Consider the following 14,276-nt stretch of genomic DNA (forward strand, 5'->3'; position numbering starts at 1 on the left):
AATATGAATACTGAATCTTTCCTTATTTTTTAAAATAATAAAAGAATAATTCTTCCCATTGATAACCTTTTTTAAGCGCACAAAACCATCACCAACAAGTTTTTTCCGCTCATTTTCGTCTGTTGTCTCTTTAATTATTTCAAGTATCTTCTTTCTGGTAAACTGATCAAATACCAGTTTGTAATTTACGCTCCCCTTTCTGACAAAAGGTCTCTCCCCTTCCGTTAATATAACGTAGTTAACGGAAGAGTCAAACTCTTCGAGAGCTTTCAGAAAGTCCCCTATGCCAAAGTCAGCAGCAAGCCTGTTTTGGGCAAAATATTTAAAAGGTTTAAACTCATAATCTTTAACACCATACTTAAAACTGGCAAAATCACTCATAATCTTTTCGAACATTGAGTCTTTAAAAAAATACGGAACAACCTTTTTACCAAGCCTGCTACTTAAACTTTCTATTTCAGACAACTTATTAAAATCATTTATCCCAACATGCAAAGATAATGAGTCGGATTTGAAGGGGATAATAGAATAACGGCTAATATAACTAAAATCTACCTCTTTTTGCACACTTACAGGTATGGTTAATGTCTCTTGCGTATATTCAGGAATATTATATTTACTGACAAGAAAATTTGATAGCTCCTGTTCGGTAATAAATCCCATTTTTATGAGTATGTTCCCCAATCTTTCTTTAGTAAGTCTTTGCTTTTCAAGGGCATGTTCCAACTGCTCTTTTGTTATCAATCCTTTATTTATAAGATCTTCACCAAGACGATACATAAATTACCTCACTTTAAAATTTGAATATAACTTTTGAGAAATTATAACACACTTTTTAATATATTTCATTGAAAACAGAATTTTTTTTTAGTATTATACAAATTATGAACAAAATAACAATCTGGGTTTTAAATATAGTTTTTCTGATATCAGCATCAGTCTTTGGCTCACACAGAGAAACTGAGGTTGTAAAAGCTGTTAAGCTTATTAAAAACAGTGTAATAAATATCAGGACAGAACAGATAGTCCAGAGAGACTATAACCCTTTTTTTAACGATCCATTTTTTGGGGAGTTTTTCGGATTTAAAAAAGCATATAAAACAGAAAGTCTTGGTTCCGGTTTTTTTATAAATTCTTCCGGAATCGCGGTAACAAATTATCACGTAATTAAATCTGCATCGAAAATATTTGTAGTTGCCGGGGATGAAGAGCAGTATGAAGCTGAACTGGTAGGCGGCGATGAGGACCTGGATATAGCAATCATCAAGGTAAAAAACATTAAAAATATTACCCCAGTTACTCTTGGCACAAGCAGTGATCTAATGCTTGGTGAAACTGTCATTGCCATGGGGAACCCTTATGGTCTTGAAAGCTCTGTGAGCACCGGAGTAATTAGCAATACAAACAGGATACTTAATATTGACAATACTTTCTCATCTTTTATTCAAATTGATGCCCCTATTAACCCGGGCAATAGCGGTGGTCCTCTTGTAAATCTTGACGGAGAGGTTATCGGAATAAACTCAGCAATTTACAAAGAAGCCCAGGGGATAGGATTTTCTATACCAATAGATGTATTTAAAAGGGTTATGAATGAAATCCTGCAATTTGGAAAAATCAGACCAACTTATATAGGAATGCTTTTTGATGAAACAAAAGATGGCCTTGTGGTGGAACAACTTGATAAAAAAAGCTCTGCAGAAAATATAGGAATCAAAAAAGGGGATATACTTTATAAAATTGAAAACATGCTCATTCCTACAAAAAATGCACTGAAATACATACTAAAAAGTTATCCTCCCGGCAGCAGTATAAATTTAACTGTTAAAAGAGGGGAAAAATTCTACACCGGTAAGATAAAAACTGAAAAAATGCCTGAAAATTATGGACTTAACCTTCTAAACACTTTTTTTGGCATAAAATTAACTCAAAGCGGGGATTATGTAAAAGTGCTGGACAGTTCTATACCAGCATACCTAAAAAAAGGTGATATTATCTTAAGCGTTAATTCAACTGAAATCAAAAAGTTATCAGATATTAACGAAACTATTATAAACAACATTTACGATAAAAATATATTTACGATTTATAGAAATAACAGAATTTTTAAATTTGAACTATTTTTCTAACTTGAAAAATTATCAAAAATCTCTAATATCTGATAAAAATTAAAGGAGTCAAAATGGCAAAAGCTTTTCTTGTTCTGGAAGATGGTACCGTTTTTAATGGAGTAAGTTTCGGTGCCGATGGTGAAATAACAGGTGAAGTTGTGTTCAACACTTCTATCACAGGATATCAGGAGATACTTACAGACCCTTCTTACTATGGTCAAATGGTAACAATGACTTATCCTCTCATTGGCAATTACGGTATAAATGAAGAGGACTTCGAGTCTGTAAAACCATATGTTTCTGCTTTTATAATAAAGGAATACAGCACAGTATATTCAAATTACAGAGCAACAACAAGCCTTGGAGAATTTTTGAAAAAGCACAATATAATAGGGATTGAAAAGATTGACACAAGAAAACTCGTAAGACACATCCGCGAAAAAGGTTCCATGAATGCGATAATTTCAACAACTTCCGATAACATTGATGAGCTAAAGGAAAAAGCTAAAAATATTGAATCAATCGTAGGCAAAGACCTTGTAAAACATGTCAGTTGTTCTTCTTTATACGAATGGTCTGAGGGAACATGGAGTATAGATAATGGCTACAAAAAGCCAGCACATCTGGATTTAAACATTGTAGCTATAGATTTTGGTGTAAAAAGAAATATTTTGAGATACTTTGTTGATAATGGCTGTAAAGTAACTGTGGTACCATACACCTTTACTTTTGAGCAGATTTTAGACCTCAAACCTGATGGTATTTTCCTTTCAAATGGCCCCGGCGACCCCGAGCCGATTAAAAATGGTATTGAACTTGCCAGAAAAGCTATAGAAAACAACATTCCTACATTTGGCATATGTCTTGGAAATCAGATTATGTCCCTTGCGCTTGGTGGTAAAACTTATAAACTAAAATTTGGACACCACGGCGGAAATCAGCCAGTGATGGACCTTGAAACTAAAAAGGTTGAAATCACAGCTCAAAACCACTGTTTTGCTGTTGATGTAGAGTCGATAAGCGATAAAGTTGAAGTTACCCACATAAATCTAAACGACAAAACTGTAGAAGGTGTGAGGGTTAAAGGGAAGCCTGCTTTTGCAGTGCAATATCACCCGGAAAACGGACCCGGACCACACGATGCTGCTTATTTGTTTGAGAGATTTGTAAAACTCATAAAATCAGTGAAGTAATGCTTAAAAAGTTTATACTATTTTCGGTAGTAATGGCATTTACCATTACTACCGCATTAGGTATATGGGTAGTAAATTGCCAAACATTCCTTGAAAGGACGTACATCACCTACAATTTAAAAATCGAGCAGAATGAGCCTTTTTATAAAGTATATGATAAATTATTCAAGTATCTGAAAACACCTGTTTTTTTTAAACAATATCTTATAAAAATAGAGCATTTTGATAAGAAAATAAAATATGGCGCTTACAAATTTGAAAACCTCCAGCTTAAGAAAGCTCTTCAATATATTGCTGAGGGAAAAACGAATCTAATCAAAGTTACAATTCCTGAAGGTTACAATATCTACGATATTGCAAAAATACTTGATAATTCAAACATTATTCGCTACGAAAAATTTATTGAAAAAGTATTTGACAAAGACTACGTTTATAAAACTATTAGATTTCAAGCAGAAAGTCTTGAAGGTTTTTTATATCCTGAAACTTATTTCTTTGAAGAAAACACTGAGCCTGAAGCTGTAGTTTCCAAGATGTATAATACATTTATGCAAAACCTTCCTGATAACTTTTCGTCAAAAGCTTCCGCCAACGGGCTTACTTTTTATCAAGCTGTTATACTTGCATCAATTATACAAAAGGAATCTTACGATAAAGATGAAATGCCTGTTATATCCTCCGTGTTCCATAACAGGTTAAAAAGAAAAATGAGACTTGAATCTGACCCTACTATAATTTATGGTATTTATTCAAGCTTTGACGGCAACTTAAAGAAGTCAGACCTGGCAAATCCCGATAATCGCTATAATACTTATAAAATAAACGGACTTCCGCCGACACCAATCTGCAATCCTGAGAGTTTTGCCTTATATGCAGCGGTTAATCCGACGAACACAGATTATTTATATTTTGTAGCCGATAAAGAAGGAAAACATCAATTTTCCAAAAGCTATAATGAACATAAAAATAAAGTTTACAGATTCCAGAAAAGATAATTTTTAAGACTTTTCCTGCAAAGAAACTTCAAACGTATTGCCAAACATACTGTTTTTGTAGACCCTAATCTTGCCATTATAAATGGCGGCAATATGTTTTACTATTGAAAGTCCAAGTCCTGTACCTGCGTTTATTTTATTTCTCGACTTTGAAGTGGTGTAAAACCTTTCAAAGATTCTGGTCATCTCATTTTCGGGGATTACAGGCCCCTGGTCTGCAACCCTGATATTGACATAACCGTTTATTTTTTCAATTTCAACATACACCTCTTCACCTTTAGAATATTTTATTGCATTATTAACAAGATTTGTCACAACGCTCAACATATGTTCATATTCCACAAAGACCTTTTCTATTCTGACATCTATCATCACCCTTTTAGCATTTCCGGCGTAATAATCCTCAATATCACTTTTAAAAATATTGCATTCAACTGGCTCATCTACCTTAAAATCCAATCCCAGCATCTCAAGTTTATGTAGTTTGAGAATATCTTCAATCAGGTTGTTAAGCCTTACCGATGAGTCAAAAATCTTTTTTACAAATTTATCCGTAGTATCTTTATCAAGGTCTTTATTATTTATAATAGTTTCAGAATACCCCATTATCATCGAAACAGGTGTCTTTAGCTCATGGGAAATATTCCCTACAAGTTCGGTCTTGAATGTCTCATAGTCAGATTCTTTTGAGATGTCTTTTATTACAAAAAGATTATATTCGCTTAAAACTTTAATGTAGATTTGAAGCGTCTTATTCTTAAATTTTTCTGTTATTTCTTTACTTTCTGATAGTGATACTATTTTTTTAAAAAAAGATATAGTAGCCAAATCGGTCAAAACATTAAATATATTGTCACCTGTTTTTTCAATATTAAATAGCTTTCCGGCAGATTCATTTAAGTAAAGTAAAGAGTTATTTTTATCCATAAGAAGGATGGCTTCATCCATAACTGAAAATATAAAATTCAGTCTCTCTTTTGAATCGACAAGTTCCTCCTGTTTTTTCAGCATTAGATGGTAAATTTTATAAATTAAAGATGAAACCTTGGACATCGTGGGGTCTTTAAAGCTTGGAAAATGTATTTTGGTTTTCCCTTCTTCTATTTTTTCAGCTATATAGTTAAGCTTTTGAACAGGCACACTGACCATCCTTGCAAAATAAATTGCAAGTATAACAATAATAATCAAAATTGCCCCGCCAACCTGAATCATCAACATTTTGAAGCTATTACCATAATTACTCAAAAACACTTCAGGATATGCTATTCTGACAATTTTGTTATCTAAAACCTTTGCATAATATATAAGGTCTTTCTTTATTGTATTGCTGTATCTGGAATAAAATCCATACCCATTTGCCATTGCTTCTTTTACTTCCGGTCGAGTTAGATGGTTATCAAGAGTTTTAATATTTTCAAATTCTACACTGTTGTCCATTAAAACTTTTCCGGTAGCCTTATCTATAACTGTAAGCCTGATTTTTTCTTTATCGTATAACACCTTAAGCTTTTTATAGCTTTCATAATCAAAATTGTTTAAGTCAAAACCGGTCTGAATAACATTAACCAGCGTATCCATTTCAGAATTTAGCTTATTTCCCAGAGAAATTTTGTATTTAAAATTTGCATAAAAAAACCCTGCAACAAGTACCGTAAACACAGGAACAAAAATCATAAGGAAAATTTTTAAAAAAGATTTCATTATTCTACCTTGTAGCCTATTTTGGGCACAGACTTTATAATTTCTGCTTTATTTCCCAATTTTTTTCTTATGGAAGATATGTGTGAGTCCACTGTTCTCGTAAAAACATCCGAATCATACCCCCAGACATTCGACAACAATTGGTTCCTTGTAAAGACCCTTTTGGGGTTTGACAGCAACAGGGCAAGTAATTCAAACTCTTTGTGCGTTAAATTTATCTCCTGCCCATCGATTTTTGCACATCTTAAATTTTCATTTAACTCTACACCTGCATAAAAAATCAATTTAGACTCATCTTTGTTTTGTTTTTTTAAAATAATCTTTATCTTTGCAATTAACACCTTCAGGCTAAACGGTTTTGTAACATAGTCGTCAGCCCCACTTTCAAGAGCCAGGACTATATCATTTTCAGAATTTTTCGCAGAAACTACAACCACAGGGATGTTTTTGTACTTAGGATTATCCTTCAATAATTTTAAAAATTGCATCCCTTTTAGTCCCGGAAGCATAAGATCCAACAAAATTATATCCGGAAAAAACTCATCCAGAAATATCAGAGCTTCATTTGCATCGGCAGCCGACTCCACTATAAAGCTTTCTTTTTGAAGATTAAATCTGATAAGTTCCCTTAAATCCTCTTCATCTTCGATAATCAATACCCTACTGCTCATGCTCTCCCATTACCTCATTGATATTTTTATGTTTAATATTTTTACCGGTCTGCATAAAATATACCATCTCACAAAGATTTGTACAGTGATCTGCCACTCTTTCAATACTTCTTACTATAAACATCAGTGATATGGCTACCGTAGTCTTTCTAATGTCTTCGGCAATGTATGAAAGAAGCTCTCTTAAAACCTGCTTATGAAGAGCATCTATTACATCGTCATGTTTGATTGTTCGCAAAGCAAGATTTACATCTCTATTAAAATAAGCATCCAGTGAAGCTTTTATCATCTCTCCTGCAATCTTTGCCATGTTGGGAATATCAATATAAGGTTTAATAGGTGGATACTTATTTATATTTATAATCTCTTTTGCTATATCCACACAGTGATCGCCAATCCTTTCAAGATCAACCACAATCCTGAGTGCAGTAGTAACATATCTTAAGTCTATTGCTTTAGGTTCATAAAGTGCAAGCACTCTCAAACATTTTTCATCCACTAACAGGTCAATTTCATCAATTTTATCATCCATTTTTATAACTTCTTCTGCAAGAGGCGTATCTGACTCCACAAGGGACTCAATAGCCTTATCAAGCATACTAATTGCACCTTCACCCATCTGAGCAAGCAACGTTTTGATTTCAAGAATTTCATTTTCGAGTTTTTTCATTCATTACCTCACAAATTTGACCGGTTTTAAACCATATTTTACTAAATTGTATCAGATTAATTGGTAATTGTAAAATGATTGATAGTTGTCAGATTTTTGTAAAAAAATTGTAAAATTATTTTACAGTGCCGGTAATATTGTCATAAAGGTAAGGCTTTCCGAAAGGATCAATCAATTTGTCACCAATAATCCTTTTGTCAAAGTCCATAATTTTGACAGTTTCTTTGCCAAATACGTTTTCATCAATAATATCTGTCAGTTTGCCTGGATATGTACCATACTTTATTTTATAAAGTTTTACACCCATAAAAATTGCACTTACTTCCTGTCTTCTTAAAGACTTCCTGGCTTCATATTCAATTGTATGATATTTTTTGTAAATCACTGCAATTATAATTGCAATCAAACAAACAACTATTACTGTTTCAATTATATTTGCAATATTTCTTGTGGAGTAAGGGTGATTTCCCAATACCATTATTTGATAACTTTTATCATATCCCACATTGGCAAGAATACGCCTAATGCGAGTAAAATAACCATCCCGGCAATCAACACAAGCAATATCGGCTCAATAGCGGAAGAGAGATTCTTTATAGCATAATCAGTTTCTTCATCAAAATAATCAGATATCTTTTCAAGCATTTCGTCTAATCTGCCGGTTTCTTCACCGGCAGCAACCATATCTGTAACAACCTCAGGAAAATAAGTAGAATATTCAAATGAAGCAGCGATACTGTTGCCCTGAGAGACTCTAATCTTGATGTTTTGAACCTCTTTTTTTATTATTTCATTTCCGCTAACTTCAGAAACGATATCAAAGCTTGTAATCACAGGGATTCCGCTTTTGTAAAGCAAGCCAAGTATCCTTGAAATTCTCGATATATAAACTTTATGAACTATCTTTCCAATTATCGGGATTTTAAATGTAAGATAATCTATCTTTTCTTTTCCATGTTTTGTGGATTTATATTTTCTGTATCCTATTATAACAGCAACAATTATTGTCAACACAAGCCACCAGTAGTTTTGAGTAAAATAGTTAATCCAGATAAGTATTTTGGTAGGTAGTGGGAGTTCTGCATTAAATTTATTAAAAAGACCGACAAATTTGGGAATTACAAATACTATCAAAATACTAAATGCAATAGCTATAGCTGACAACGTAAGCTTTGGGTATCTTGTAGCATGTTTGATTCTATTTCTTGTTTCAAGGTCAGCCTCTAAAATATCAGCGAGCCTTTTCAAAACAATGTCAAGTACCCCGCCCTCTTCACCAACTTTCAGCATATTGATGTAAAGTGAAGAAAAAATGCTTCTGTGTCTTCCAAATGCTGCACTGAAAGAAAGTCCGGCATCTACATCTTCTTTAATCTCCGTCAAAACTTCCAGCAGCTTTTCTGAAAATTTAAGTTTTGTCATTCTGTCAAGAATCTTGATAATAGGTATCCCTGCATCAAAAAATGTTGCAAATTGCCTTGTAAGGATAATCAATTCTTCTAAACTAACTTTGGCATACCTTGACTTAAATTTTTTAAGTAGCTCAGCATATTCATCTATCATACCTAATTGTCTCAAATTGATCAGACTAATACCCTGATCTATATCAAAGAAGGTTAATTCAAATCATTTGCTTCTATTATGCCGGAAATTTTGGTTTTATTTTTTTCACCAATATATTTAAATTTCATGCCTGGGTTATACCTCAAATTTTACAAAATTTAAATGTTTAACTTAGACCACACTCAGAGGTATTTATAATTCTCAGTGCATTTGTTGACCCTACTTTTCCGGCCGGATAACCTATTGTTGCAATAAATGTTTTATTATCACCAAGCTCTTTTGACGCCCTTTTTAAAAAATTCATCAAAAGCTCATCTGAGTTTTTTGTGTCTTCAGTAGTCATAAACGGTCTTACTCCCCATAAAATGCATGTTCTTCTGAGCAATCTTTCATCTGTCATTATTGCATATATATTACATTTCGGCCTTGCGGCAGAGACCCTTCTGGCAGTTGCCCCACTTTTTGTGAAAACAGCAATACCATGGGCATCCATGTCCCGGGCAAGCCTGGCTCCTGCTTCGGCAATAGCCATATCCAGGTCTTTTTTTAACAAATTTTTATTAAAGTTATAAATTGACTCTGCCTCGACAATTATTCTGCTCATTACTTTCACAGCTTCAACAGGATATTTCCCGATTGTGGTTTCATCAGAAAGCATAACGGCATCTGTCCCGTCCAAAACAGCATTTGCCACATCAGAAACTTCAGCCCTTGTAGGCCTCATGTTTTCTACCATCGTAAGCAGCATTTGAGTAGCAGTAATAACAGGTTTGGCTGATTCGTTGGCCTTTTTTATCAACATCTTTTGCAAAACAGGTACCTTCTCCATGTCAATTTCAATCCCCATATCCCCCCTTGCAATCATAATCCCATCTGAGTGTTCAAGAATCTCATCAATATTTTCAATTGCCTCATGTTTTTCAATCTTTGAAAAGACAGGTATATCGCTTCCGTTTAACTTTATAAATTCTTTGGCTCGAATAACATCAAATCTGTTTTTTACAAAGGAAAGCGCTATAAAATCAAAATCATTTTCAATTCCAAATTTTATATCTTCAAAATCTTTTTCGGTAACTGCCGGAATTTTTATTTTTAAATTTGGAAAATTAAGCCCCTTTTTTGAGGAAATAACTCCGCCACTAATAACCTCAGATTTCAGCACATCAGATTTTTTTTCAATAATTTTGAGTTTTATTGTCCCATCAGCAAGATAAATAAAGCTATCACTTTTCAGAGATTCAAATATTTCAGGAAAATTTATATATATTTTTCCTTCCGTACCTATATCGTTTCCAAGCCTTATCTGAAGTATATCACCTTTATGCACATTAAAAGGTTTATCCACCATCCCAATTCTCAACTTCGGGCCTGCAAGGTCCATCAATGCTGCTACCTTTATTCCAAGCTTTTCAGATACTCTTCTAACCCTTTCAAGGCTTTTTTTGTGCTGCTCATAATTACCATGTGAAAAATTAAATCTAAACACATTTACCCCTTCAAGTACAAGCTTCTCCATAACCCCTTCATTATCAATTGAAGGGCCTATTGTAGCAACAATTTTAGTCCTTTTCATAATGCACCTCGTTTTTTTTAATCATAGCATATTAATTAATTTTTTACAAAAAACAGCATGTCATACTATCAACTAATTCTTGCACGTTTCAAATATTTATCTATAATTGTGATTATGCTCAACGCTAATACAATTGTATACAGAATATTTGTAAATATAATAGGAATTGGCTTATCAGGAATGATTTTCAAGCATGTCTTTTTATCTTCTTTTTTTGCATTGATATTAAGCGGAATCGTTTTGTCTTTGCTAAATGTATTTTTAAAACCCATATTATTTTTTGTAACTTTGCCAATTCAAATTATAAGTTTTGGTTTTTTCTATCTTATTTTAAATGCAATAATTCTGAAACTAACTTCTGCATTGATTGACGGCTTTTACATAGATGGATTCTGGCCGGCAATAGGTGCAAGCATAACAATTGGATTTGTTAACATAATATTTGACATACTTGCAGCAAATGATGAGTTGAGATATTTTAGATGGAAATAAAAACAATTTTAGAAGATTTGGAACGTTTTGAAAATCTTATCAAAATTATTAACTTTGAATACCAACAATATTTTATAGGTAACAAAAAAAATCCTCCAGTAGTTTATGAAAGAGAGGCAAACAAAATTATTCACAAGTACAGTCTTAATCAGATAAATAGCAGCACACTGAGATTCAGATTTAACAATCTTGTAGCACGGTTTGTGACATTCAGAGAAAAGTGGAACAGAAAAATGATGGAGATGGAAGGGATTAAATCAGCAAAGCCAAAGCATATTCCAACGGAAAAAATACTTGAAAATAATACATCAAAAGGGTATGAAAGTGAGCTTGAAAAGCTTCCACCAGGGTTTGACAAAAATAAAATTAAAGGATTAATCGAGCAAAAACTTGATGAACTAAAAAATAAAGGGATAAAAGACGTCAAAATAGAGATTGAAATGGTTGACGGAAAACCCAAACTCAGGATGAAAAAAATATGACAGAGAGAAATGAAAGATATTTCAGAATACAGTTTATTGATTCCAAAAAAGAGATAATGACATTCTTTGCAAAATCAGTAAACCCCTCATCTTACATAGGGCTTATTGAAGTATCAAACATTTTATATATGGATTCGGAAATTTTGATAAATCCGGAGGATGAAAAGATAAGAAAAGAGTTTAAAGGGGTAAAAAGAACATTTTTACCGCTTAGTGCAATCATCAGGATTGACGAAATTGAAGAGCCAAAGACTCAGGTTTTAAAGCTCTTCCCTGAGGAAAAATAGCTTCACAGCATGAAAATACTCCAAAAATATATCTTAAAAGAAATAATTCCTGTTTTTCTGATTTCAAATATTTTCATTATTTTTGTTTTACTTTTTGAGAAAATAATTGATCTTGCAGCTCTTTTTTTTGCTAAAGGGGTTGAGTCCTCACTAATATTCAAAACAATTTTATTTTATATCCCTTCTTTTCTTGTTATCTCTATCCCCGTCTCAACACTTATTGCTATAATGACATGTTTTAGCAGGCTATCCTCAGATAGTGAACTTATAGTTATGAAAGCATCGGGAGTTTCAAATTTTTGGTTTGTAAAACTTGCATCCATAACAGGATTTACCTTTTCAATCCTTGCACTGATTGTTTCACTATGGCTTATGCCCCTTGGCAATAAACTCTCAATTGAAAATCTGAAGAATATAGCAAACAATATATCAATCTCTGACATAAATGAAAATGAGCTTTATGAAGATATACCAGGTATTATCCTCCTTGTGGGCAAAAAGAAAGATAAGTTTCGTTTTGAAAATATTTTGATTATCCAAAAGTCTAAAAATATACTTATTACCGCCAGAAAAGGGGAAATTTTCTCAGCAAATGATGGTACTGTATCATTTAATCTGGAAAATGGAGATATTGTCAGAAAAGATGGAGAAAAGTTTGCAAAGATTGAGTTTGGACAATTTTCCATCAACCTTGACACCGGGGTCAATGAAACGATAAAGATTAAAGATGAAAGAATTATGCCTGTATCCTCCCTTTTAGAAAATCTTGACAAAAGCTACATTTATAAGTTTGAACTCTCCAAAAGGTTTGCATTACCATTCTCTTGCATAATAATGTCAGTGTTTGGAATGCTGCTTGGCTCTTTTTTTGCACGAGGTGGGAAGACTCTAAACATTTTTGCAGCAATCGTAGTTGTCTTTACATACAATACTATTTTGTTATTTTCAGAAAATCTTGCAAAATTTACTTCTGCATACTTGTCAGCATGGTATGCAAATATAGTTTTTCTTTTGCTGACAATTATATTTTATAAAAGGTTTAAAGTATGAACCCTTTTTACAAATATGTTTTAAAAAAATTTTTGTATAACCTTTTTGTTGTTTTAACATTCATACTTCTGCTTTACACCTTTTTTAACGTAATACAACATACAAAATATATAGAAAGATACAATGTAAATATTTTTCAAATAATATATTTTGATTTTTTAAAATTGCCCTACTCTCTATATCAAATAATGCCTGTAGTAATAATCCTTGCAACCGTTATCACATTTGTCTTGCTTGTAAGAAGCAACGAATTGACAGGATTTGTAAGTCTCGGTGGCAGGACAGGCAGTATTTCCACTATTGTAGTACTTTTAGGCCTTTTTTTGAGTATATTTACTTTTATTTTGGGTGAATTTATTGCGCCTGAATTCCAGACTCTTAGACAAAAGTACAAAGTTGAAGTGTTTGAAAAGAAAAAATTTATCGATTACTCAAAAATTCAAAATATATGGATTAAAAATGGCAATAAAATCACTTATATTGACATTTTAGACCCGATTAATAAAAATTTTGTCAAGATGCAGGAGTTTTATCTCAATGAAAATAAAGTTATAAAAATGACAGAAATCAACTCAGGAAAAAAAATACAAAACAAATGGCATTTTAAGGATATCATAGAATACGACCTCACAGATATTCCACAAAAAGCAAAACATCAAGATACCCTTATAATATCCAACAAACTGCTTGATGAGCTTTCTCAGTTTAGTATCGATAATCCAAAATTGTTAAACATTGGTGAAATAATAAAATTTATATCAATTTATAGAGCAAAAGGACTAAACACAACTCAATACGAAATAATATTGTTCAATAAAATAGCGCATCCGATTAGTATTATGATTATTATTCTTGCGGTTTTGCCGGTATGTATGTCGTTTTCAAGACAATATTCATACATAAAAATAGTTTCCAAATCACTAATCCTGGGATGTTCTTACTGGATTTTGAACGCGTCCCTAATTTCCATAAGTAAAACAGGCGCATTAAATCCGATAATTGCCAACTTCTTGCCCCTTTTAATTTTTGCAACCATTGGAGTAGTACTTATTTTTAGAAAAGAACGGGGTTTTTAGTTAAGCTTAATTTAATTTAATTTGACTTTACGAAAAAAATTTATTATTCTCTTTCAAAATCTATACGGAGGTTTAATATGCACAAAATTGCAGTTTTGCCCGGAGATGGAATTGGGCCGGAGGTAATGGATATCACATTAAAAGTTTTGGAAAAAGTATCAGATAAATATAATGTAAAATTTCAATTTGATTTTGCTGATGTAGGTGGAATTGCAATAGACAAACACGGTACCCCTCTTCCTGAACATACTCTGACTATTTGTGAAAATTCAGATGCAATCCTTTTTGGCTCAGTAGGTGGACCAAAATGGGAAAATCTTCCTCCGGAAAAACAACCTGAAAGGGGAGCACTTCTGCCACTGAGAAAACATTTTGGACTTTTTGCCAACATAAGACCTGTTAAAGTTTTTGA

The 14,276-nt window shown here is 32.7% G+C and carries 16 protein-coding genes; 9 read left to right on the top strand and 7 right to left on the bottom strand.

The features are described 5' to 3' along the window. On the bottom strand, positions 1 to 780 hold a 780-nt coding region (locus tag ACTCAF_RS09345; protein ID WP_463063017.1), incomplete at its 3' end, for a GspE/PulE/PilB domain-containing protein. 104 nt (positions 781 to 884) lie between these two features. Here ACTCAF_RS09345 and ACTCAF_RS09350 point away from each other — a divergent pair. Genes ACTCAF_RS09350 through mltG form a run of 3 tightly spaced genes read left to right on the top strand, consistent with a single transcriptional unit; the run spans position 885 to position 4,299 of the window. After that, the gene (locus tag ACTCAF_RS09350; protein WP_463063018.1) at positions 885 to 2,129 is read left to right on the top strand and encodes a trypsin-like peptidase domain-containing protein; all 1,245 of its coding nucleotides are present in this window, start codon (positions 885 to 887) and stop codon (positions 2,127 to 2,129) included. A gap of 53 nt (positions 2,130 to 2,182) precedes the next feature. Then, complete coding sequence (carA, locus tag ACTCAF_RS09355) at positions 2,183 to 3,304, top strand: glutamine-hydrolyzing carbamoyl-phosphate synthase small subunit (protein WP_463063019.1); 1,122 nt, start codon at positions 2,183 to 2,185, stop codon at positions 3,302 to 3,304. Next, positions 3,304 to 4,299 (top strand): endolytic transglycosylase MltG, encoded by a 996-nt coding sequence (gene mltG, locus ACTCAF_RS09360; RefSeq protein WP_463063020.1) that lies wholly within the window; start codon positions 3,304 to 3,306, stop codon positions 4,297 to 4,299. The genes carA and mltG overlap by 1 nt, the downstream gene beginning before the upstream one ends. 3 nt (positions 4,300 to 4,302) lie before the next feature. On the opposite strand, the gene ACTCAF_RS09365 is transcribed toward mltG, so the two are convergent. From ACTCAF_RS09365 to pyk, 6 genes are all read right to left on the bottom strand, one after another. Then, positions 4,303 to 5,973 carry a sensor histidine kinase gene (locus ACTCAF_RS09365; protein ID WP_463063021.1) on the bottom strand — a complete coding sequence of 557 codons (1,671 nt, stop codon included), beginning with the start codon at positions 5,971 to 5,973 and terminating at the stop codon, positions 4,303 to 4,305. A gap of 26 nt (positions 5,974 to 5,999) precedes the next feature. After that, the gene (locus ACTCAF_RS09370) at positions 6,000 to 6,671 is read right to left on the bottom strand and encodes a response regulator (protein WP_463063022.1); all 672 of its coding nucleotides are present in this window, start codon (positions 6,669 to 6,671) and stop codon (positions 6,000 to 6,002) included. Then, the gene (gene phoU, locus ACTCAF_RS09375) at positions 6,661 to 7,341 is read right to left on the bottom strand and encodes a phosphate signaling complex protein PhoU (protein WP_463063023.1); all 681 of its coding nucleotides are present in this window, start codon (positions 7,339 to 7,341) and stop codon (positions 6,661 to 6,663) included. The genes ACTCAF_RS09370 and phoU overlap by 11 nt, the downstream gene beginning before the upstream one ends. A 115-nt stretch (positions 7,342 to 7,456) precedes the next feature. Further along, positions 7,457 to 7,819, bottom strand: coding sequence for a type II secretion system protein (locus ACTCAF_RS09380; RefSeq protein ID WP_463063024.1), 363 nt, complete (start codon positions 7,817 to 7,819; stop codon positions 7,457 to 7,459). Further along, complete coding sequence (locus ACTCAF_RS09385) at positions 7,819 to 8,904, bottom strand: type II secretion system F family protein (RefSeq protein WP_463063025.1); 1,086 nt, start codon at positions 8,902 to 8,904, stop codon at positions 7,819 to 7,821. Before ACTCAF_RS09385 ends, ACTCAF_RS09380 begins: the two co-directional genes overlap by 1 nt. 166 nt (positions 8,905 to 9,070) lie before the next feature. After that, positions 9,071 to 10,477 (bottom strand): pyruvate kinase, encoded by a 1,407-nt coding sequence (pyk, locus tag ACTCAF_RS09390; RefSeq protein WP_463063026.1) that lies wholly within the window; start codon positions 10,475 to 10,477, stop codon positions 9,071 to 9,073. A 114-nt stretch (positions 10,478 to 10,591) separates the two neighbouring features. On the opposite strand from pyk, the gene ACTCAF_RS09395 reads away from it, so the two are divergent. The 6 genes from ACTCAF_RS09395 to ACTCAF_RS09420 form a co-directional block, all read left to right on the top strand. Next, on the top strand, positions 10,592 to 10,969 hold the full coding sequence (locus tag ACTCAF_RS09395; RefSeq protein WP_463063027.1) for a phage holin family protein: 378 nt from the start codon (positions 10,592 to 10,594) through the stop codon (positions 10,967 to 10,969). Beyond that, a complete protein-coding gene (locus tag ACTCAF_RS09400) occupies positions 10,960 to 11,451 on the top strand; it encodes a hypothetical protein (protein WP_463063028.1) in 492 nt (163 codons plus the stop codon). Before ACTCAF_RS09395 ends, ACTCAF_RS09400 begins: the two co-directional genes overlap by 10 nt. Then, a complete protein-coding gene (locus ACTCAF_RS09405; protein ID WP_463063029.1) occupies positions 11,448 to 11,738 on the top strand; it encodes a DUF1820 family protein in 291 nt (96 codons plus the stop codon). The genes ACTCAF_RS09400 and ACTCAF_RS09405 overlap by 4 nt, the downstream gene beginning before the upstream one ends. 9 nt (positions 11,739 to 11,747) lie before the next feature. Continuing rightward, positions 11,748 to 12,788 (top strand): LptF/LptG family permease, encoded by a 1,041-nt coding sequence (locus ACTCAF_RS09410; RefSeq protein ID WP_463063030.1) that lies wholly within the window; start codon positions 11,748 to 11,750, stop codon positions 12,786 to 12,788. Beyond that, a complete protein-coding gene (locus ACTCAF_RS09415; protein WP_463063031.1) occupies positions 12,785 to 13,864 on the top strand; it encodes an LptF/LptG family permease in 1,080 nt (359 codons plus the stop codon). Before ACTCAF_RS09410 ends, ACTCAF_RS09415 begins: the two co-directional genes overlap by 4 nt. A gap of 77 nt (positions 13,865 to 13,941) precedes the next feature. After that, a partial coding sequence (locus ACTCAF_RS09420; RefSeq protein ID WP_463063032.1) for an isocitrate/isopropylmalate family dehydrogenase occupies positions 13,942 to 14,276 on the top strand: 335 nt, incomplete at its 3' end.

The sequence above is a fragment of the Deferrivibrio sp. genome (assembly GCF_055117995.1).